Below are 21,336 nucleotides of genomic sequence, written 5' to 3' on the forward strand. Positions count from 1 at the left end.
GAGAATCATCCGGACCTGACGAGGAGAGACCCTTGCGCGCCTTCCCGATGGCTGTTGCCGTCTCAATGCTTTGCCTTGCCGCCACGCCCGGCTTTGCCGCGCCCGTGCACGGGATCGCGATGCACGGTGAACCGGCCCTGCCGCCGGATTACAAGCATTTCAGCTACGTCAATCCGGATGTGAAGAAGGGCGGGCGCATCGCCTATGGCGTCGTCGGCACCTTCGACAACCTCAATCCCTTCATCCTCAAGAGCATGCGCACGACCGCACGTGGTGTCTGGGATCCGGAATTCGGCAACCTCGTCTACGAATCACTGCTGCAGCGCTCGCGCGACGAAGCCTTCACCATGTACGGCCTGCTCGCCGAAACGGTGGAATGGGACGACGACCGCACCTTCGTGCAGTTCAACCTCAATCCGAAGGCGCGCTGGTCGGACGGCGAGCCCGTGACGCCCGAAGACGTCATCTTTACCTTCCAGCTTCTGCGCGACAAGGGCCGCACGCCCTTCAACCGGCGCCTCGAAAGCGTGGCCAAGCTGGAGAAGGTCGGCGAACGCGGCGTGCGCTTCACCTTCAACGATAAGGCCGACCGCGAAATCCCGCTGCTTCTCGCCCTCTCGCCGATCCTGCCAAAGCATGCGATCGACGTCGAAACCTTCGAGCGCACGTCCCTCGCCGCTCCCCTGGGCTCCGGCCCCTACAGGGTGACGCAGGTGAAGCCCGGCGAGAAGGTCGTTTTCGTCCGCAACCCGGACTATTGGGCCAAGGACCTGCCGTCGAAGATCGGCTTCGACAATTACGACGAAATCTCCGTCGAGTATTTCCTGCAGGACAACACGCTGTTCGAGGCCTTCAAGAAGGGCGAGATCGACCTCTACCAAGAGGGCAATCCGACGAAATGGGCGCGCGGCTACGATTTCCCGGCCGCCGTGTCCGGCGCCGTCGTCAAGGACGCGGCCAAGCCGAAGACGCCTTCCGGCATGCTCGGCTTCGTCTTCAACACGCGCCGCCCGGTCTTCCAGAACAGGGAATTGCGCAAGGCATTGACGCTGGCCTTCGATTTCGAATGGGTGAACCGCAGCCTTTTCGAAAACGCCTACAAGCGCACGGAGAGCTACTGGCAGAATTCCGAGCTCAGCTCGATGGGCGTGCCGGCCGACGCGCGTGAGCGCGAGATCGTCGGCACGGCCATTTCCCGCATAGAACCGGACATCCTCGCCGGCACGCACCTGTTGCCCAAGACGGACGGCTCCGGCCGCGACCGCAAGGTGCTGCGCGAGGCGATGGATTATTTCGAGAAGGCCGGATACGCCATTAAGGGTGGTCGCATGGTCGATGCCAGCGGAAAGCCGCTGACCTTCGAGATCATGACGCAGAATGCCGACCAGGAGAAACTGGCGCTCGCCTACCAGCGATTCCTCAAGGCGCTGGGCGTCAGCGCCGGCATCCGCACGGTCGATGATTCGCAGTACCAGAGCCGCAGCCAGACCTTCGACTATGATGTGATCATCAGGGCGTTTCCCTCGTCGCTCTCGCCGGGTGTCGATCAGATAAGCTATTGGAGCTCGATCACCCGCGACCGGCAGGGCAGCTCGAACTTCGCGGGGCTCGCCGATCCCGATGTCGACCGCATCCTCGAGGCCATGCTGAACGCACGCACGGCGGAGGATTTCCGCTCGGCCGTGCGCCTGCACGACAGGATGCTGCTTTCGGGCTACTATGTCGTTCCGCTCTACCATCTCGGCGAGCAATGGGTCGCCCATTCGAAACGCATCGCCCGGCCGGAAACGGTTCCGCTCTACGGCTTTCAGTTCCCGACATGGTGGGACGAGCGGGCACAGTAAAGAGGCTATCCCCAGAATTGGGGTTACCTCCAGGTAACCTGTTGAAAGCGGCGGCGGGCGCGACTATCTCGGCGGTAAGTTTGAACCGGAATTTTCCGGCGTCTCGAAAGGATAACCGGATGGAAGCCATTACGATCGATGTCGTCTCCGACGTCGTCTGCCCCTGGTGCTACCTCGGCAAGAAGCGGCTCGACAAAGCCATCGAGAGCGTGAAGGACGAACTGGCCGTCGCGGTGACCTTCCGCCCCTATCAGCTCAATCCCGACATGCCGCCGGAAGGCGTCGATCACAAGAAGCACCTCGCCGAAAAACTCGGCGGGGCCGATGCCGTCGAGCGCGCACACGACATGCTGGCCGGTCTCGGCCACGAAGCCGGCATCGATTTCGATTTCCCGGCGGTGAAGATCAGCCCGAACACGCTCGACGCCCACCGCCTGCTGCGCTGGGCGATGATCGAGGGCTCCGAGGTGCAGGGCCGTGTCGCGCTCGCGCTTTTCAAGGCCTATTTCGAGGAGGGCCGCAATGTCGGCGACCGCGCCGTGCTGCTTGACGTCGCCGAAGCCGCCGGCATGGACCGCGCCGTCGTGACAGCCCTCTTCTCGGCCGGCGCGGATGTCGATTCGGTCAAGGAGGAGATCGACATGGCCCGCGACATGGGCGTCACCGGCGTTCCCTGCTTCATCATCGACAACAAATATGCCGTGATGGGCGCCCAATCGGTGGACGTCCTGACCGATGCCTTCCGCGAGATCGCCGCGATGAAGGCGCAGGAACGCGTCGGCAAGAACTGAGAGGCGGCAGCCGGATGAGGGGCAATCCTGACCTCAGCCCCCCTGCTTCGCTAGCCCTGCAAGCTGCGTCATCACCTGTGCCGCGCCCGTCAGGCGCTTTTCCGGCGTCGGGTAGTCGCGCGCAAGGAAGAGGCTCTGGTCGGGCCTGATTTTCGCCAGCGTGCCCTGCTTGGCGATGTAGCCGACCAGTGCCGCCGGATTCGGGAATTCCTTGTTGCGGAACTGCACGACGACGCCCTTCGGCCCGGCATCGAGTTTTTCGACATTCGCCACGCGGCAGAGCGACTTGATGTACACGATCTTCAAGAGGTGCTGCACCTCGATCGGCAACGGGCCGAAGCGGTCGATCAGTTCAGCGCCGAAGGCGTCGATGTCGCCGAGCTCCGTGATTTCCCCGAGGCGGCGGTAGAGGCCGAGGCGCAGGTGCAGGTCCGGCACGTACTCGTCGGGGATCATGACCGGCGTGCCGACGGAAATCTGCGGCGACCAGCCGCTGTCGGCGACTTCCTCATCGCCCTTGATCTCGGCGACGGCCTCTTCGAGCATCTGCTGGTAGAGCTCGAAGCCGACCTCCTTGATATGGCCGGACTGTTCCTCGCCGAGCAGGTTGCCGGCGCCGCGGATGTCGAGATCGTGGCTCGCAAGCTGGAAGCCGGCGCCGAGCGTATCGAGCGATTGCAGCACCTTGAGGCGGCGTTCGGCCATGCCCGTCAGCGTGCGGTTGACCGGCAGCGTCAGCAGCGCGAAGGCGCGCACCTTCGAGCGTCCGACGCGGCCGCGAAGCTGGTAGAGCTGCGCAAGGCCGAACATGTCGGCGCGGTGGATGATCATCGTGTTTGCCGTCGGCACGTCGAGGCCCGATTCGACGATGGTCGTCGACAGCAGCACATCGTACCGGCCTTCGTAGAAGGCGTTCATGATGTCCTCGAGCTCCGTCGCCGGCATCTGGCCATGCGCGACGGCGACCTTCAGCTCGGGCACGTCCTGCCGCAGGAAATCGTGGATTTCCGAGAGGTCGCTGAGGCGCGGGCAGACGTAAAAACTCTGGCCGCCGCGATAATGCTCGCGCATCAGCGTTTCGCGGATGACGAGCGGATCGAACGGCGAGATGAAGGTGCGCACCGCCATGCGGTCGACCGGCGGCGTGGTGATGAGCGAGAGCTCGCGCACGCCCGTCATGGCGAGCTGCAGGGTGCGGGGGATCGGCGTCGCCGAGAGCGTCAGCACATGCACGTCGCTCTTCAGTTCCTTCAGCCGCTCCTTGTGTTTCACGCCGAAATGCTGCTCCTCGTCGATGATAAGCAGGCCGAGATTGGCGAACTTGATCGATGAGCCGAGCAGCGCATGGGTGCCGACGACGATGTCCGTCTTGCCCTCGGACAATTCCTTCTTCGTCAGCGCCAGTTCCTTCGAGCCGACAAGGCGGGAGGCCTGTTGCAGGCGGATCGGCAGGCCGCGGAAACGATCGGAGAAGGTCTTGAAGTGCTGGCGGGACAGGAGCGTCGTCGGCACGACGACGGCGACCTGCACGCCGTTCATCGCGGCGATGAAGGCGGCGCGCAGCGCCACTTCCGTCTTGCCGAAGCCGACGTCGCCGCAGACGAGCCGGTCCATCGGCCGGCCGGCGCCGAGATCCTCGCGCACCGCATCAATGGCGTTCGCCTGGTCGTCCGTCTCGTCATAGGGGAAGCGGGCGGCGAATTCGTCATAGATGCCGTCGGGCGCCGACAGCACCGGCGCGTGGCGCACGAGGCGCGCGGCGGCGATCTGGATGAGGCCATTCGCCATGTCGAGCAGGCGCTTCTTGAGCTTGGCCTTGCGCGCCTGCCAGGCGACGCCGCCAAGCTTGTCGAGCAGCGCATCGGTGCCCTCGCCGCCGTAGCGCGAGAGCAGGTCGATGTTCTCGACCGGCAGGAAGAGTTTCGCTTCGTCCGCATAGACGAGCTCGAGGCAGGCATGCGGCGCCCCCGCCGCCTCGATGGTGCGAAGGCCGACGAAACGGCCGATGCCGTGCTCGGCATGCACGACGATAGAGCCCTCGTCGAGGCCGGCGACCTCGGTGATGAAGTCCGCGCCGCGCTTGCGCCGCTTGGCGCGCCGCACCATGCGGTCGCCCAGGATGTCCTGTTCGCCGATGACGACGATATCGCCGGCCTCGAAACCGCTTTCGAGGCTGAGCACCGCAGAACCCGCCTCGCCCGGCTTCAGCTTGCGCAGATCGGAGAATTTCCCGACCGGCACGATATTGCCGAGGCCGTGTTCGGAAAGCACCTGCAACAGGCGGTCCAGAGAGCCCTCCGACCATCCCGTCACCAGGACCTTCGCGCCGGCGGCCCGCTTGTCGGCAATGTGCTTGACCGTCTGGTCGAAGACGTTGACGCGGCTGCCGTCGGCATCCTCGCTGCCCGCCGGTCGCGCCCAGCGCATGCCCGGCCGCGCCGCGACGGTTTCGACATGCCGCGCCTCGCCTTCATGCTCGTTGAAGGGCGAAAGGCGGATGGCGTTGCGTTCGTCGAGTTCGCGCGCGAAACGCTCGGCATCGAGATAAAGCTGGCCGGGCGGCACGGGCTTGTAGGGCGTGGCCTGCGCCACCTGCCCCTTGCCGGGCGTCGCGGACGCCGTACGGGCGTCGTAATAGTCGCGCACGAGCCGCGAGCGCTCGACGGCCGCCTCCCGCACCGTATGGTCCGTGACGATGCGGAAGCCCTGCAGGTAGTCGAACGCCGTTTCCAGCCCGTCGTAGAACAGCGGCAGCCAATGTTCCATGCCGGCATAGCGCCGGCCCTCGGAGACTGCCTGATAGAGCGCGTCGTCCCGCGTCGCCGCGCCGAAGGAGGCGAGATAGTGCTTGCGGAAATGCGAGATCGTCTCCGGCGTCAGCGTCACCTCGCTCATCGGGTTGAGGTCGAGGGAACGCGCCTGGCCGGTCGTGCGCTGGCTCGCGGGGTCGAAGGAACGGATGCTTTCCAGCGTGTCGCCGAAGAAATCGAGGCGTACCGGCTCGAGGCTGCCGGGCACGAAGACGTCGAGAATGCCGCCGCGCACCGCATATTCGCCGACTTCGCGCACGGTCGCCACACGGTCGAAGCCGTTGCGCTCCAGCCGCGCGGCGACATCGTCCATGCGGATCTGATTGCCGGGCCTTGCCGAGAAGGCGAAGCTTTCGATGATGTCACGCGGCGCCGTCTTCTGCAGCATGGCATTGACGGTGACGAGCACGATGGCCGGATGCGGCTTCTTCTGGTGGGCGATCAGCGCCGAAAGCGCGGAAAGCCGGCGTGCGGACACTTCCGCGCTCGGCGAGACGCGGTCGTAGGGCAGGCAGTCCCAGCCGGGCAGGGTCAGCACCGGAATGTCGGGCGCGACGAAGCCGAGCATCTGTTCGAGGTCGGAAATGCGCTGGCCGTCCGACAGCACGTAGGCGACGGGGCCGGAAGCGCGGGCAAGGTCGGCAAGGATCAGCGGCTCGACGCCCGAGGGCACCGCGCCGATCGTCATCGGCCGCCCGGCGGCCGCGACGCGTTCAGGGGAAAATCCGGGAATCATGCGCTGATGTCTTTGAAGAGGGGCGAAAAATCGGGGCGGTAGGCGGCGATGCGCGGAAAGAGGCCGTCCTTGAATTCGCCCGGCACCGGCTTTTCGCCGGTCACCCATTTGACGAGGTCGTTGTCCTCCTCGGCCATGATGCGTTCCAGCTCGTCGAGCTCCCTTTCGGAGAGCGTCGCGATCTCGGCATCGGCGAAGCCGCCGAGCACCAGGTCCATCTCGCGGATGCCCCTGTGCCAACAGCGGAAAAGGATGCGCTTGCGGCGCGCGTCGATCCCGGCGCTCGAGCGTGTCGTTCCCGTCATGATCGTTCTCGCTTTCCAACCCGCAATGCAATTTTCCGTAGGCAATTCCGGACGGAAAACCGCCCGCACTTTTCCTAGAATTGCTTTCGTCGCGCTTCTATAGACCGGCAAAAGCCGCTTGTCAGCCTTGCCAAAGCGTCCTTCTCCGGCGATTTTGGCCGCCATGCGTCCCGCCCTTCTCGATCCGCTCTTCGCTCCCCTCTCCTCGCTTCCGGGCATCGGCCCGAAGCTGGGAGATCTGTTCGCGCGCCTGCTCGGCCAGGAGAGCATCGAGGACTGCCGCGTCATCGACCTCGTCTTCCATTTCCCGCACTCGATCGTCGACCGGCGCAACCAGCCGGGCATCGCCCATGCGCCGCAGGGCGTCATCGTCACGATCACCGGGCGCGTTGACCGCCACCAGCCGCCGCCGCCCGGAAAGTCGAGCCAGCCCTACCGGGTGTTCCTGCACGACGAGACGGGGGAACTGGCGCTCACTTTCTTCCGGGTCAAGGGCAACTGGCTGGAAAAGGCGCTGCCGATCGACGAGACGATCGTGGTCAGCGGCAAGGTCGACTGGTTCAACGGCCGCCCCTCCATGGTGCATCCCGACTACATGGTCCGGCTCGGCGAGGCGGAAAACCTGCCACTGGTCGAGCCCGTGCATGGCCTCACCGCAGGCCTCACCGCCCGCGTGTTGCGCAAGGCGGTAGAGGCGGCCATCGCCCGCGTGCCCCACCTGCCGGAATGGATCGAGCAGACGCTGTTGCAGCGCCAAAGCTTTCCCTCCGCCTTCGACGCCATCCACCGACTGCACGACCCGCGCGACGAGACGGACCTCGATCCGCAGGCTCCCGCCCGCCGGCGGCTTGCCTATGACGAATTCCTCGCCGGGCAGATCTCGCTCGCCCTCGTTCGCCAGCGCCTGCGCAAGGTCGCCGGCCGCCCGGTGAAAGCAACGGGCGCCCTCAGCCGTCCGGTCATAGATGCCCTGCCCTTTTCGCTCACCAACAGCCAGCGGGCCGCGATCGCCGAGGTGCTGAAGGACATGGCCGGCGAGCAGCGCATGCTGCGGCTGCTGCAAGGCGATGTCGGCGCCGGCAAGACGGCGGTCGCGCTGATGGCGATGCTCGCGGCCGTCGAATCCGGCGGGCAGGCCGTGCTCATGGCGCCGACGGAAATCCTCGCCCGCCAGCATTTCGCCACGCTCTCGCGCATGGCGGCGCCTTCGGGCGTCACCATCGACGTGCTCACCGGCCGCACGAAGGGTCGCGAGCGCGACGCGATCCTCGAACGCATCGCTTCCGGTAAGACGCAGATCGTCATCGGCACGCATGCGCTCTTCCAGGACAACGTCGCCTACAGGGACCTCGTGCTTGCCGTCGTGGACGAGCAGCACCGCTTCGGCGTGCACCAGCGCCTGCGCCTGACCGCCAAGGGCATCTCGCCGCACATGCTTGTGATGACGGCGACGCCCATACCGCGCACCCTCGTGCTCGCCGCCTTCGGCGACATGGACGTGTCGAAGCTCATGGAGAAACCCGCCGGCCGCAAGCCGATCCAGACGGTCGTGGTGTCGCAGGAGCGTGTCGGGGATATCGTCGATCGCCTGCGCGCCGCGCTCGCCGAGGGCAAGAAGGCCTATTGGATCTGCCCGCTGGTCGAGGAGACGGAGGAAAGCGAACTGATGTCCGTCGAGGAACGGCATGCGACGCTCGCCGGTATTTTCGGAGATGCCGCCGGCCTCGTGCACGGCCGCATGAGCGGACCGGAGAAGGACGCCGCCATGCTGGCCTTCAAGAATGGCGAGACGCGGCTTCTGGTGGCGACGACCGTGGTGGAGGTCGGCGTCGACGTGCCGGACGCCTCCATCATGGTGATCGAGCACGCCGAGCGCTTCGGCCTCGCCCAGCTTCACCAGTTGCGCGGCCGTGTCGGGCGCGGCGAAGAGGCGTCGAGCTGCATCCTGCTCTACAAGGGACCGCTCAGCGAAAACGGCCGGGCCAGGCTCTCCATCCTGCGCGAGACGGAGGACGGCTTCCGCATCGCCGAGGAAGACCTGAAGCTGCGCGGCGAAGGCGAGCTTCTCGGCACGCGGCAATCCGGCACGCCCGGCTTCGTCGTGGCGAGCCTCGAAGCCCATGGCGACCTGCTGGAGATCGCCCGCAGGGATGCGGCCTATGTGCTGGAGCGTGATCCCGACCTGACGGGAGAACGCGGCGAGGCGATCCGCACCCTGCTTTACCTCCACCGCCGCGACGAGGCGATCCGCTTCCTGCGCGCCGGCTGAACAAGCGAGCACGCCCCACAAAATCGTGATTTCGCCGGGAGCGCGCGTGAAGGCATACTTCCCATCGCACCAGCGAAGAAGGAGAAATGCCATGAAGACAGTTCTCGTAGTCGCAGCAATGCTCGGCCTCTCGGCATCCGCAGCCTTTGCGGATTGCGCCTGGCACAACCAGACGTCGGCGGAAGCCAAAGTCGACAAGACCATCACGACCGCGAGCGTGACCACCACCGAAAAACAATCCCGCCTCTCGGCGGAGGCCGATCGGATCGTTCTGGACGAGCAGCAGGACGCTGACGTCAAGGAATAGGTCGTTCCGGGCCGCCCCGCTTATAGAGTTTGTCAGGGAAAAGTGGGAACCGGTTTTCCCGAAAAGACAAACGAAAACAAAAGAATTTAGAGCATGTCTGGTTCAACCTGAACCTGATATGCTCCAGGGGCGGCTCGCCCTACCCTTTCTTCTTGGTCTTTGCCTTGGCCTTGCGCTGCTCGTCGCTCTCGACGAGTTGCAGCGACTTTTCCGGCGGCGTGACGAGGCCGACGGAAATGATCAGCTTGGCGGCATCTTCCGCACTCATGTCGAGCGGCACGATTTTTTCCCGCGGTACGTAGACGAGGAAGCCGGCCGTCGGAAACGGCGTCGGCGGCAGGAAGCAGGCGACCATGTCCTTGCCCATCGCCTTGAATTTCGTCGCGATCTCGCCGCGCGCATCCGTCGCCACGAAGACGATCGCCCAGAGGCCGGCGCTCGGATATTCGATCATCGCCGCCTTGTTGAAGGAATTGCCCTTGTCCTTCAGCACCGTCTCGAAGATCTGCTTCAGGCTGCGGTGCACCGTGCGCACCAGCGGCGTGCGGTTGAACAGCGAATCGCCGAACTCCACGACGGTACGCCCGATCAGGTTCTTTCCGAGGAATCCGACAAGCGTGATCAGCACGAGCGCGATGAGCAGCCCGAAACCGGGGATCGCAAATTGCAGGTAGTTTTCAGGGTTGTAGGAGGCCGGGATATAAGGCTTCACCCAGCTGTCGGCCCAGCGGATAAACGTCCAGGTCAGCCATATGGTGATGGCGATCGGCGCGCAGATGACGAGCCCGGTCAGGAAATTGTTGCGCAGCCGCATGGCCAGCGACTGTCTCGGAACAAGGTCGGTCATCTAAGGTCCAGTGCAGGGCGAGCGTGGGAGTCTGCTCAGCCGTAGAAACCCGGATGATAGGAAACGGTTCCCCCGCCGTAAACCGGTGAAAATGCCATACGCATGAAATACTCCGGCGGCACGCCGTCGAGCGTCAGCTTCGGGTCCGGCGCGAATCCGAAACGGCTGTAATAGGCGGGATCGCCGAGCAGCACGCAGCCCGTCGCACCGAGCGCCTTCAACCGGTCCAGCCCCTCGCGCACTAGCCTGCCGCCTATTCCCGCGCCCTGCCGGGACGGGGCGACCGCGATCGGGCCGAGGCCATACCAGCCCCGGCTGCCGTCGGAGACGGAAACGGGCGAAAAGGCGACGTGGCCGACGACAGCGCCTTCCACTTCTGCGACCAGCGAAAGCGTCAGCGCTCCGGCCGCGCGCAGCCGGTCGATGATCACATGTTCCGTCCCGTCGGCATGCGGTGCGCTTTCGAATGCCGTCTGCGTCAGTACGCGGATGGCGTCGATATCCGCCGCGCGCTCCGGGCGGATGATCATTCGACCGTCACGGACTTGGCAAGGTTGCGCGGCTGGTCGACATCCGTGCCCATGAAGACCGCCGTATGGTAGGCGAGCAACTGGATCGGCAGCGAGTAGATCATCGGCGCGATGATCTCGTCGACATTGGGCAGCACGATCGTCGCCATCGTGGGGAGCTTGGAGGCGGCCGCCCCCTTCTCGTCGGTGATGAAGATGATCCGGCCGCCGCGCGCAGCCACTTCCTGCATGTTCGACACGGTCTTCTCGAAGAATCGGTCATGCGGCGCGATCACGATGACCGGCATGTTCTCGTCGATAAGCGCGATGGGGCCGTGCTTCAGCTCGCCGGCGGCATAGCCCTCGGCGTGGATATAGGAGATTTCCTTGAGCTTCAGCGCGCCTTCCATGGCCAGCGGATAGCTGGTGCCGCGGCCGAGATAGAGCACGTCCTTGCACTTGGACAGGTCGCGCGAAAGCTGCTCGATCGCCGGCTGGATGGTGTTCAGCACGCTTGCCATGATGCGCGGCATCTCGGCGAGATGGCGCACCAGTTCCTTCTCTTCCGCCGTGCCGAGCGTGCCGCGCGCCCGGCCCGCGCCGATGGCGAGCGCCGCCAGCACGGAAAGCTGGCAGGTGAAGGTCTTGGTGGAGGCGACGCCGATTTCCGGGCCGGCAAGGATCGGGAAGACCGCGTCGGATTCGCGGGCAATGCTCGATTCTTTCGCATTGACCACCGCGCCGATCTTCAGGCCCTGCTCCTTGCAATAGCGCAGCGAGGCGAGTGTGTCGGCGGTCTCGCCGGACTGCGAAATGAAGAGCGCGGCCGAGGCCGGGTTGAGCGGGATTTCGCGGTAGCGGAATTCGGAGGCGACGTCGATCTCGACCGGCAGTCGGGCATAGCGCTCGAACCAGTATTTGCCGACCAGACCTGCGAGATAGGCTGTGCCGCAGGCCGTAATGGCAAGGCTCGGTACCTTGGCGAAGTCGATGTCCGCGGCGACCGGACGGACCGTATGCGCGAGGAAATCGACATAGTGACTGAGCGCATGGGAGATCGCCTCCGGCTGCTCATGGATTTCCTTCTCCATGAAATGCCGGTGGTTGCCCTTGTCGATGAGATAGGCGGCCGCCGAGGAAATCTGCTTCGCGCGCTCGACGCGCTTGCCGTCGAGGTCGAAGATATGCGCACCATCGCGGCCGATCACCGCCCAATCGCCGTCGACGAGATAGCTGATCTCGTTGGTGAAGGGCGCGAGCGCGATGGCGTCGGAGCCGAGGAACATCTCGCCGCGGCCGTGGCCGATGGCGAGCGGCGGGCCGCTGCGGGCGGCCATGATGGTCGACGGATCGTCCTCGAAGATCACGGCCAGCGCATATGCGCCGGTGACGCGGCGCAGCATGGCTTGCATCGCCTCGCGCCGGCCGAGACCTTCGCGGCGGTATTTCGCGACGAGCTGCGCGACGACTTCCGTGTCGGTCTGCGTCGTGAAGGTCGCACCGGCCGCGGACAATTCGTCCTTCAGCTCGGAAAAATTCTCGATGATGCCGTTGTGGACGACGGCGACACCCTCGACGAAATGCGGATGGGCATTGCCTTCCGTCGGCGCGCCGTGTGTCGCCCAGCGCGTGTGGGCAATGCCGATGGTGCCGGCGAGCGGCTCCTCGGAAAGGCGCTTCTCCAGGTTGAACAGCTTGCCTTCGGCGCGGCGGCGCGCCAGCCTGCCGTCGACGATGGTGGCGACCCCGGCAGAATCGTAGCCCCGATATTCAAGGCGCTTCAGGGCATCGACAAGGCGACCCGCAACAGGCTGGTTTCCAACGATACCGACAATTCCACACATGGTCTGCTCCGCTTTTGCGAGATGCTTCGATTGCGCTCTTTCGTAGAGCTTTTTTACCGTGGTGCAACACGCCCGCACTCACTTTCGATTGCAAGCGTTAATCTGGGCGCGCCCACTGGAGGAGATTATTCGGCCGCCTTTTTCTTCGCGTCCTTGATCGCCTGGTTGCGCGCGCGAATCTGCGCGGCGCGGCCCTCCTTGTTTTCCTGCCGGGCGCGGCCGAAGGCGACCGCGTCATCCGGCACATCGGCCGTGATGACGCTGCCGGAGGCGACATAGGCGCCGCTGCCGATGGAGACGGGCGCAACGAGGGCCGTGTTGGAGCCAATGAAGGCATCGGCGCCAATGCGCGTCACATGCTTGTTTATGCCGTCGTAATTGCAGGTGATGGTGCCGGCACCGACATTGGTATGCGCGCCGATGAAGGCGTCGCCGATGTAGCTGAGATGGTTGACCTTGGCGCCCGCGCCGATCTCCGCCTTCTTCACCTCGGTGAAATTGCCCACCTTGGAACCCGCGCCGAGATTGGCGCCCGGCCGCAGGCGCGCATAGGGGCCGACCTCGGCGTCCGCCGAGACATGCGCGCCTTCGATATGCGAGAAGGAATGGATCAGCGCGCCGCTCTCGACGGTCACGCCGGGGCCGAACACGACATTCGGCTCGATCGTCACGTCGCGTCCGATTTTCGTGTCATGGGAAAGGAAGACGGTTTCCGGCGCGATCATCGAGACGCCGTCGATCATCATCTCGTGCCGGCGGCGCTGCTGCCAGAGCCGTTCGATGACGGCGAGCTCGGCGCGCGTGTTGCAGCCGGTCAGCTCCTCCTCGGGCGCTTCCACCGCGATCGCCCGGCCGCCGGCGGCGCGCACGACCTCGACGATGTCGGTGAGATAATATTCGCCCTTGGCGTTCTCGTTGCCGATCCGGTCGATGAGGTCGAGCGCCTTGCGGCCATCGATGGCCATCAGGCCGCCGTTGCAATAGGTGATGGCCCGCTCGGCCTCGCTGGCGTCCTTGTGCTCGCGGATCGCCAGCAGTTCGCCATTCTCCACGAGCAAACGCCCGTAGCCGGTCGGGTCGGCCGTCCGGAAGCCAATGACGACGACGTCTGCGCCACGGGCAAGACCGTCGCGCGCGGCGATCAGCGGCGCCTCGGTGATGAGCGGCGTATCGCCGAAGACGACGAGCACGTCGTCATATCCCTTGGCGATGGCATCGCGCGCGGCGAGCACGGCATGCGCCGTGCCGAGCCGCTCGGTCTGGATATGGACGGTGCTGCTGACCGCCGCGCTCCTCGCTGCGGCCTCGACCTTCTCTGCGTCGCGGCCGAGCACCAGCGCGATATCGGAAATGCCGGCCTTGGCGAGCGCATCCACCACATGGGCGATCATCGGCCGACCGGCGACGGGGTGCAGCACCTTCGACTGCGACGACTTCATCCGCGTGCTCTCGCCGGCCGCCAGGATTACGGCAAGGCAGGTGCGTTTCGTCCGGTCTGCGGTCATGGGAATTCCTCGTTCATCCGTATGCGTCGCCGTTCCTTAGCAAAAAGCCACGCAGGGAGACAAAGGGATTTCTCGGGTCTCAGCTGGTGCTGTTGCGCAGGCGGCTTTCGGTGAGCAGGCCGCTCTCGTCGAGGATCGGATAGGCGACGGAGACGAGATGCGCGTTGACGCGCTTCAGGTCGCGCAGCATGTCGAGATGCAGCGAGCTGGTCTGGAGGCTGTCGAGACGGCCGTCGCGCAGCCGCTCCAGGTGCCGCTCGGAGGATTGCTTCTCCATGCGCCGCACATCCACCTTCACCTCCATGAGCTGACGGGCAAGGCCGGCATCGCGCGTGACGAAGATCGTCTGGGCGATGCGCAGGTTCTCGATGGTCAGGTTGAAGAGATTGTCGAGTTCCTTGTAGCCGTCGTCGGAGAATTTGAGGCCGTTGACGATCTTCTTGCGCACCTGCTCCTGCAAGCCCTTCTCGATGATGTCGCCAACATGTTCGAGATTGATCGCGTAATCGATGATGATGATCGAACGGGCCGCGCATTCGCCGCTGACGCCCTGCCGGCCGAGGCGGGAAAGGTAGATCTTCACCTCCTGCTGCAACGCATCCACCTGCCGCTCCAGTTCGCCGATGTCCTTCAACGGCGTCAGGTTGTTGTCGTTGAAGGCGCGCATGGTGCGGATCAGCATCGCTTCGATGAGATCGCCGACGCGCAGCACTTCGCGCGTTGCGCCCGAAAGCGCCACGACCGGGCTCGAAAGCGCGGTGTCGTCGAGATATTTCGGACCCGTCTCCTCCTTCTTATCCTCTGGAACGAGCTTTTCCATGAGGCGCGACAGCGGCCCGGAAAGCGGCCAGAGCACGAGCGCGACCACCAGGTTGAAGACGAGGTGCACGTCGACCGGAAGCTTCGCGGCAGGAACCGGCAGCAGGGCGAGGAGATCGGCGACCTGCCCCGCGAAGGGCAGGACGGCGAGACACCCGACCCCGCGCACCAGGAGATTGCCGAGCGTCACGCGCCGCGCGGAGGCGGCCGCCTTGAGCGTCGCGATGACGGGCGGCACGGCCCCGCCGAGATTGGCGCCCAGCACGAGGATGACCGTGAGCGCCGGCGACAGGATGCCCATCGCCGAGAGCGACAGGATGAGCACGACGACGGCAAGGCTCGAGGAGGAGACGATGGCAAGCACGGTCGAGAAGGCGAGTGCCGCCGGCCACGCCCCATCGAGCAGCTGAAGGAAGGCGGCCAGCGCCGGCGATTGGCGCATCGGCTCCGTCGCAAGGCTTAGCAGATGCAGCGACAGCAGCATGAGGCCGATGCCGACGAGCGCGGAGCCGAGCCCCTGCCGGGCGGTGGAGCTGGAGGATTTGTAGAGGACGACCCCGACGAGGATGATCAGCGGCGAAATCGATTCGATGCCGGTCGCGACCAGCCAGGCGGTGACGGCCGTGCCGACATTGGCGCCGAGCAGCACGATCTGCGCCATGCGCGCCCGCACGAGGTTCTTTTCCACGAAGGAAGCGATCATCAATGCCGTCGCGGTGGAGCTTTGCAGGGCCACGGTGGCGACGAAACCGGCGAAGAAGGAGCGGAAGGGCCCGCGTGTGCCGAGCGCCAGTCCGGACCGCAGCTTGACGCCGAACGCCCGCGTCATGCCGTCCTTCACCTGCGCAAGGCCGAACAGCAGCAGCGCGACCGCGCCGAAAAGGTTGATCATGACGATCGTGGATTCCACGTCTGCTGTCCTCCCTGCCTGCCGATCGCGAACGGACTCAACCCGGCGATCGCGCATCCGATCACGAATTTTCAAATTATGACAGTGCAATTCAGCCGGAATATGCCAATAATTTCAAAAAAATTTCATTCGCCGGCAAAGGAAATCGGCGAATTCAGGTCGATTTGCGGCAGGGTCGATTTTCCCGCGCATTGCGCGCATGTTGCGCACTTCAATTCGCGCGAACTTTCGGTTAAGAGACGACGTCCGGCCATGCGGCCGCATATATGAGGAAATTTAGACGATGCTCGACGCCCTGAGACGCGCTTCCCAGACCTGGGTGGCAAAAGCCCTGCTGATCGTACTGGTCGGTTCCTTCGCGGTCTGGGGTGTTTCGAGCTCTCTCGTCACAGGCACGTCGAACGCCGTCGTCACCGTGGGCGACGTCAAGGTTTCACCGACGGACTTCCGCCTCGCCTACGAGCGCCAGGTCGCCACCATGTCGCAGCGCTTCGGCACGCGGCTAACGGCCGAGCAGGCGCGCGCCTTCGGCATCGAGAACCAGGTCTTCGCCGAACTCGTCGCCGGCGCCGCGCTCGACCAGCTTTCGCGCGACATGAATCTCGGCCTCTCGGAAGGCCGCCTCGCCCAGTTGATTGCCGACGACCCGGCCTTCCGCGGCGTCAACGGCCAGTTCGACCGCACCGCCTTCTCGGCCGTGCTGCGCAATGCGGGCCTGCGCGAAAACGACTATATCAACAACCGCAGCCAGGTGGCCATCCGCACGCAGGTCGTGGAAGCCGTCTCGGACGGGTACAAGGCCCCGGATGTGCTGACTAGTGCGCTGCGCCAGTACCGCAGCGAAGCGCGCACCATCGATTTCCTGTTGCTGTCCAACGCCAATATCGATCCCGTCAAGGCGCCGGGCGACAACGTGCTCGCCCCCTGGTTCGAGCAGAACAAGGCTAAATACCGCGCACCGGAATACCGCAAGTTCGTCTATGTCTCGCTCGAGCCGAAGGACATCATGGACACCGCCGCCATCACCGACGAGGCGCTCAAGGCCGATTACGAGAAGAACAAGGAAAAGTACCGCACGCCGGCAACGCGCACCATCGAGCAGCTGACCTTCAAGGATCGCGCCGCCGCGGACGCAGCGGCTGCCAAGCTCGCCTCGGGCACCACGTTCGATGCCATCGTCGCCGAGGAAGGCAAGACCTCGACGGACGTCCTGCTCGGCGACTTCACGCAGGCGAACGTGCCGGACCAGAAGCTGGCTGAACCCGCCTTCGCGGTTGCCGCCAACGGCGGCACGACGCCGGTCATCGACGGCACTTTTGGCCCGATCATCCTGCGCGTGACGAACATCCGCCCGGAAACCCTCAAGACCTTCGACGAGGTGAAGGAAGAGCTGCGCAACGAGCTTGCGCTCTCCGAGGCGGCCGACGGCATCCTCGCCGTCCATGACCGCATCGAGGACAGCCGCGCCGAGGGCCTCACCCTTGCCGAGGCGGCCGCGAAGAACAACCTGAAGGCCGTGACGGTCGATGCCGCCGATGCCCAGGGCAACGACCAGAAGGGCGAGGAGATCAACGGCCTGCCGGAAGAGGCCGCCCTTCTCGGCGAGGTCTTCAAGACGGAAGTCGGCATGGAAACCCAGCCGCTCAATGTCGGCCGCGAAGGCTATGCCTGGTTCGAAGTGCTCGACGTGATTCCCGATCGCGACCGCACGCTGGACGAGGTGCGCGAGCGCGTCGTCGCCGACTGGACGGCCGAACAGCAGCGCCAGACGCTCGCCAAGAAGGCGGAAGAGCTGGCCGAGCGCGTGCGCAAGGGCGGCGACCTCGCCGCGATCGCCACCGAACTCGGCATGGTCGTCGAAAACAAGACGGGTGTTCATCGCGGTGCACAGGATCCGGTCCTCGGCCCGGCGGCCGTCGCCGCTGCCTTTGGAGGCGCCGTCGGCCACGTCGCCAACACGCCCGGCGTCGATGGCGAAGGCCAGATCCTTCTCAAGGTGACCGAAGTGAACGCGGACACGGCCACCGATGCCCTTTCCAACGAAGACCAGCAGATCGCGGCCGTCGCGCGCGCCAGCGGCGACGATATCCTCGACCAGATGGTCAACTCGCTGCAGACGGCCTACGGCGTCTCGATCAACCGCACGCTCGCCGAGCAGAGCATCGCGCGATAAGGGAGGAAGGAACCGCATGTCCGACCTGAAATCCTATATCGCCAAGGTCGCCGCCGGCAACGCGCTCGACCGCGAGGAGGCCCGCGGCGCCTTCGAGATCATCATGTCGGGCGCGGCCACGCCCTCGCAGATCGGCGGCTTCCTGATGGCTCTGCGCGTGCGTGGCGAAACCGTGGACGAGATCTACGGCGCCGTCGGCTCCATGCGCGCCCGCATGCTGCCGGTCGCCGTGCCGACTGACGCCATCGACATCGTCGGCACCGGCGGCGACGGCGCGGGCACCTACAATATCTCGACGCTCGCGGCGATCATCGTGGCGGGCGCCGGCGTCCCCGTCGCCAAGCACGGCAACCGGGCGCTCAGCTCCAAGTCGGGCACCGCGGACGCCCTCTCCTGCCTCGGCGTCAAGCTCGACATCGGCCCGGCGGAGATCGCCCGCTGCGTACACGATGCCGGCCTCGGCTTCATGTTCGCCCAGCTCCACCATCCCGCGATGAAGCATGTCGGCCCCTCGCGCGTCGAACTCGGCACGCGCACGATCTTCAACCTGCTCGGCCCTCTTTCCAATCCCGGCGGCGTCAAGCGCCAGCTTCTCGGTGTCTTCGCGCCGCAATGGCTGGTGCCGATCGCCGAAGTGATGCGCGATCTCGGCTCGGAAAGCATCTGGGTCGTGCATGGCGAGGGCCTTGACGAGATCACCACGACGGGCACCACGCAGGTCGCGGCGCTGGAGGACGGCAAGATCCGCACCTTCGAACTGACGCCCGCCGATTTCGGCCTGCCGCAAGTCGCGCTCGACGACCTTCGCGGCGGCGACGGCGCGCACAATGCCGCCGCCCTCCTCTCCGTTCTCGGCGGTGCGCACATGCCCTATCGCGACATCTCGCTTGCCAACGCCGCCGCCTCGCTGGTCGTTGCCGGCAAGGCGCAGACGCTTGGCGAGGGCATGAAGCTTGCGACCGAAGCGCTCGAAAGCGGCCGCGCCCGCACCGTGCTGGAACGCCTTGTCTCGGTTTCCAACGAAGCTTCGGCGGAGTAGGATTGGCCATGACCGATATCTTGAAGAAGATCGAAGCCTACAAGTTGGACGAGATCGCCGCCGCGAAGGCGCGCGTCGCGCCCGCAGAGCTTCGCGCCCGCATCCGCGACCAGGAGCCGCCGCGCGGCTTCTTCGCGAGCCTCAAGGGCAGGAAGGCCGAAGGCCGCTTCGGCCTGATCGCCGAGATCAAGAAGGCAAGCCCTTCCAAGGGCCTCATCCGCCCGGATTTCGACCCGCCGGCGCTCGCGAAGGCCTATGAGGCGGGCGGTGCCGCCTGTCTTTCTGTGCTGACCGACACGCCGAGCTTTCAAGGCGCCCCGGAATTCCTGACCGCCGCGCGTGAAGCCTGCGCGCTGCCCGCGCTGCGCAAGGACTTCATGTTCGACAGCTACCAGGTGCTGGAAGCCCGCGCCTGGGGGGCGGACTGCATCCTCCTCATCATGGCTTCGCTCAGCGACGATGCGGCGAAGATGCTGGAAGACGCCGCCTTCTCGCTCGGCATGGACGTCCTGATCGAGGTCCATGACGAAGAGGAGATGGAACGCGCACTGAAGCTGAAATCCAAGCTCGTCGGCGTCAATAACCGGAACCTGCGCACCTTCGAGGTCGATCTCGCCGTTTCGGAGACGCTGGCCCGCATGGTGCCGGACGACCGGCTGCTCGTCGGCGAAAGCGGCATCTTCACCCATGCCGACTGCGAACGCCTCGGCAAGGTCGGCATTTCCACCTTCCTCGTCGGCGAAGGCCTGATGCGCAAGGACGACGTAGCGGCCGCGACGCATGAACTCCTGACCGGCAAGGCCGGCATGCTGGCAGCGGAATGATGACGGGCGACGATCGCACGCTCACCCATATCGATGCGTCGGGCGAAGCCAACATGGTGGATGTCGGCGACAAGGCGGAAACGGTCCGTATCGCCGTCGCCGAAGGCTCCATCCGTATGGCGCCGGCAACGCTCGACCTGATCCTCAAGGGCGATGCCAAGAAGGGCGACGTGATCGGCACGGCGCGTCTTGCCGGCATCATGGCCGCCAAGCAGACGTCCAGCCTCATCCCGCTCTGCCACCCGCTGATGCTGACCAAGGTGTCGGTGGAAATCCGCGAAGACCGCGCCCTGCCCGGTCTCAGGGTCGAGGCCATGGCGAAGCTGACCGGGCGTACCGGCGTCGAGATGGAGGCGCTGACCGCCGTCAGCGTCGCCTGCCTCACAATCTACGACATGGCCAAGGCGGCCGACCGCGAGATGGAAATCGGCGGCGTGCGGCTGCGCGAAAAATCCGGCGGCCGCTCCGGCGATTACAAGCGGGAAGACACCTGATGTCGCTTCTGCCCGTTGCCGACGCCCTCGAACGCCTTCTGACGGCCGCAAAGCCGATGCAACGGACGGAGAGGGTTCCCCTGCACCAGGCAGAGGGCCGCGTGCTGGCGGAAGATATCGCCGCCCGCCTCACCCAGCCGCCCTTCGACAATTCCGCCATGGACGGCTACGCCGTCCGCCACGCGGACATCGCCGAACTGGGTTCAGTCCTCAGCGTTGTCGGCACTTCGGCCGCCGGCCATGCCTTCGAGGGAACCGCCGGCCCCGGCGAGGCCGTGCGCATCTTCACCGGCGCCCCGCTCCCCGGCTTTGCTGATACGGTGCTTCTGCAGGAGGATGCGGAGGTGCTGGAGGGCGGCCGCATCCGCACAACCTATCTCACGCCGAAGGGCCGCCATATCCGCCCGCGCGGCCAGGATTTTACCGAAGGCGAGGTGGTGCTGAAGGCCGGCGCCGTGCTCGATCCCGGCCGCCTGACGGTCGCCGCCGCGATGAACCACCCCGAACTCACGGTCTACGCCCGCCCGCGCGTCGCACTGCTGGCGACCGGCGACGAGCTCGTCACGCCCGGAACACCGCCCGGCGCAAGCCAGATCATCGCGTCCAATACCTACGGCGTCGGCGCCCTCGCCCGCGCGGCCGGCGCCGAAATCGTCGACCTCGGCATCGTCGCCGACGACAAGCAGGCGATCCTCGAAGCGGTGCGTGGCGCGCTAGCGCGCGATATCGACGTGCTCGTCACGCTTGGCGGCGCCTCGGTCGGCGATTTCGATCTCGTGCAGCCCGTGCTCGGCGAAGCCGGCATGGAACTCGATTTCTGGCGCATCGCCATGCGCCCCGGCAAGCCGCTGATGGTCGGACGCCTCCGCGCCGTCCAGGTCGTCGGCCTGCCCGGCAATCCGGTTTCCAGCCTCGTCTGCGCTCTGCTCTTCCTCGAACCGCTCGTCCGCCGCCTTGCCCACCTGCCGCCGGCAAGCCGCCTGCGCCAAGCGGTGGCCGCCGTGCCGCTCAAGGAAAACGACCACCGGCAAGACTATATCCGTGCAAGCATCGCCCGCGCGAACGGCGAGCTTGTCGTCAAGCCCTTCGACAAGCAGGATTCGTCGATGATGAAAATCTTCGCCGCATCGGAAGGCCTGCTGGTCCGCCTGCCGCATGCCCCGGCCGCGCCCGCAGGCGCGGCTTGTGAAGTCCTTCTGCTGCGCGATCCCACCGCCTGAACAGTATTATTGTTCCCTCGGCCTCTTGCGGAACACATATGGAACAGATAGTGTCTGTTCTGGATTTGTTTCACGATTCTCGCTGGAGAG

16 protein-coding genes are annotated in these 21,336 nt (G+C 65.4%); 9 read left to right on the plus strand and 7 right to left on the minus strand.

The annotated features are described in order from the left end of the window. Positions 1 to 47: 47 nt before the first annotated feature. Both Q9316_RS09075 and Q9316_RS09080 read left to right on the plus strand, forming a co-directional pair. The gene (locus tag Q9316_RS09075) at positions 48 to 1,844 is read left to right on the plus strand and encodes an extracellular solute-binding protein (RefSeq protein WP_306035254.1); all 1,797 of its coding nucleotides are present in this window, start codon (positions 48 to 50) and stop codon (positions 1,842 to 1,844) included. A gap of 119 nt (positions 1,845 to 1,963) precedes the next feature. Beyond that, on the plus strand, positions 1,964 to 2,635 hold the full coding sequence (locus Q9316_RS09080; protein WP_306034855.1) for a DsbA family oxidoreductase: 672 nt from the start codon (positions 1,964 to 1,966) through the stop codon (positions 2,633 to 2,635). 33 nt (positions 2,636 to 2,668) lie between these two features. Here the strand turns inward: Q9316_RS09080 and mfd are convergent, their stop codons facing one another. Both mfd and Q9316_RS09090 read right to left on the minus strand, forming a co-directional pair. Continuing rightward, on the minus strand, positions 2,669 to 6,181 hold the full coding sequence (mfd, locus tag Q9316_RS09085) for a transcription-repair coupling factor (protein WP_306034856.1): 3,513 nt from the start codon (positions 6,179 to 6,181) through the stop codon (positions 2,669 to 2,671). Beyond that, on the minus strand, positions 6,178 to 6,486 hold the full coding sequence (locus Q9316_RS09090; protein WP_306035255.1) for an FAD assembly factor SdhE: 309 nt from the start codon (positions 6,484 to 6,486) through the stop codon (positions 6,178 to 6,180). Before Q9316_RS09090 ends, mfd begins: the two co-directional genes overlap by 4 nt. Positions 6,487 to 6,649: 163 nt before the next feature. On the opposite strand from Q9316_RS09090, the gene recG reads away from it, so the two are divergent. Together recG and Q9316_RS09100 are read left to right on the plus strand one after the other, a co-directional pair. Then, positions 6,650 to 8,755 (plus strand): ATP-dependent DNA helicase RecG, encoded by a 2,106-nt coding sequence (recG, locus tag Q9316_RS09095; RefSeq protein ID WP_306034857.1) that lies wholly within the window; start codon positions 6,650 to 6,652, stop codon positions 8,753 to 8,755. Between the two features lie 91 nt (positions 8,756 to 8,846). Continuing rightward, the gene (locus tag Q9316_RS09100; protein WP_306034858.1) at positions 8,847 to 9,062 is read left to right on the plus strand and encodes a hypothetical protein; all 216 of its coding nucleotides are present in this window, start codon (positions 8,847 to 8,849) and stop codon (positions 9,060 to 9,062) included. Between the two features lie 139 nt (positions 9,063 to 9,201). Here the strand turns inward: Q9316_RS09100 and Q9316_RS09105 are convergent, their stop codons facing one another. The 5 genes from Q9316_RS09105 to Q9316_RS09125 form a co-directional block, all read right to left on the minus strand. Further along, on the minus strand, positions 9,202 to 9,909 hold the full coding sequence (locus Q9316_RS09105; RefSeq protein ID WP_306034859.1) for a DUF502 domain-containing protein: 708 nt from the start codon (positions 9,907 to 9,909) through the stop codon (positions 9,202 to 9,204). Positions 9,910 to 9,944: 35 nt separating this feature from the next. After that, positions 9,945 to 10,439 (minus strand): GNAT family N-acetyltransferase, encoded by a 495-nt coding sequence (locus Q9316_RS09110; protein ID WP_306034860.1) that lies wholly within the window; start codon positions 10,437 to 10,439, stop codon positions 9,945 to 9,947. Then, on the minus strand, positions 10,436 to 12,262 hold the full coding sequence (gene glmS, locus Q9316_RS09115; RefSeq protein ID WP_306034861.1) for a glutamine--fructose-6-phosphate transaminase (isomerizing): 1,827 nt from the start codon (positions 12,260 to 12,262) through the stop codon (positions 10,436 to 10,438). The genes Q9316_RS09110 and glmS overlap by 4 nt, the downstream gene beginning before the upstream one ends. 125 nt (positions 12,263 to 12,387) lie before the next feature. Further along, entirely contained in the window at positions 12,388 to 13,767 is a 1,380-nt protein-coding gene (glmU, locus tag Q9316_RS09120) for a bifunctional UDP-N-acetylglucosamine diphosphorylase/glucosamine-1-phosphate N-acetyltransferase GlmU (protein WP_306034862.1), read from the minus strand. Between the two features lie 79 nt (positions 13,768 to 13,846). Further along, positions 13,847 to 15,496, minus strand: coding sequence for a Na/Pi cotransporter family protein (locus Q9316_RS09125; RefSeq protein ID WP_306034863.1), 1,650 nt, complete (start codon positions 15,494 to 15,496; stop codon positions 13,847 to 13,849). A 283-nt stretch (positions 15,497 to 15,779) separates the two neighbouring features. Here Q9316_RS09125 and Q9316_RS09130 point away from each other — a divergent pair, with 283 nt between their 5' ends. From Q9316_RS09130 to Q9316_RS09150, 5 genes are read left to right on the plus strand one after another with little or no spacing between them, the layout of a single operon-like run. Continuing rightward, positions 15,780 to 17,669 (plus strand): peptidylprolyl isomerase, encoded by a 1,890-nt coding sequence (locus tag Q9316_RS09130; RefSeq protein WP_306034864.1) that lies wholly within the window; start codon positions 15,780 to 15,782, stop codon positions 17,667 to 17,669. A gap of 16 nt (positions 17,670 to 17,685) precedes the next feature. Next, positions 17,686 to 18,708 (plus strand): anthranilate phosphoribosyltransferase, encoded by a 1,023-nt coding sequence (trpD, locus tag Q9316_RS09135; RefSeq protein ID WP_306034865.1) that lies wholly within the window; start codon positions 17,686 to 17,688, stop codon positions 18,706 to 18,708. 8 nt (positions 18,709 to 18,716) lie between these two features. Beyond that, a complete protein-coding gene (trpC, locus tag Q9316_RS09140) occupies positions 18,717 to 19,532 on the plus strand; it encodes an indole-3-glycerol phosphate synthase TrpC (protein WP_306034866.1) in 816 nt (271 codons plus the stop codon). Beyond that, positions 19,532 to 20,026 (plus strand): cyclic pyranopterin monophosphate synthase MoaC, encoded by a 495-nt coding sequence (gene moaC / locus Q9316_RS09145; RefSeq protein WP_306035256.1) that lies wholly within the window; start codon positions 19,532 to 19,534, stop codon positions 20,024 to 20,026. Before trpC ends, moaC begins: the two co-directional genes overlap by 1 nt. Then, complete coding sequence (locus tag Q9316_RS09150; protein WP_306034867.1) at positions 20,026 to 21,246, plus strand: molybdopterin molybdotransferase MoeA; 1,221 nt, start codon at positions 20,026 to 20,028, stop codon at positions 21,244 to 21,246. Before moaC ends, Q9316_RS09150 begins: the two co-directional genes overlap by 1 nt. The last annotated feature ends 90 nt before the right edge of the window (positions 21,247 to 21,336 follow it).

This window comes from Shinella zoogloeoides (genome assembly GCF_030733845.1).
GTDB lineage: Bacteria > Pseudomonadota > Alphaproteobacteria > Rhizobiales > Rhizobiaceae > Shinella > Shinella zoogloeoides_C.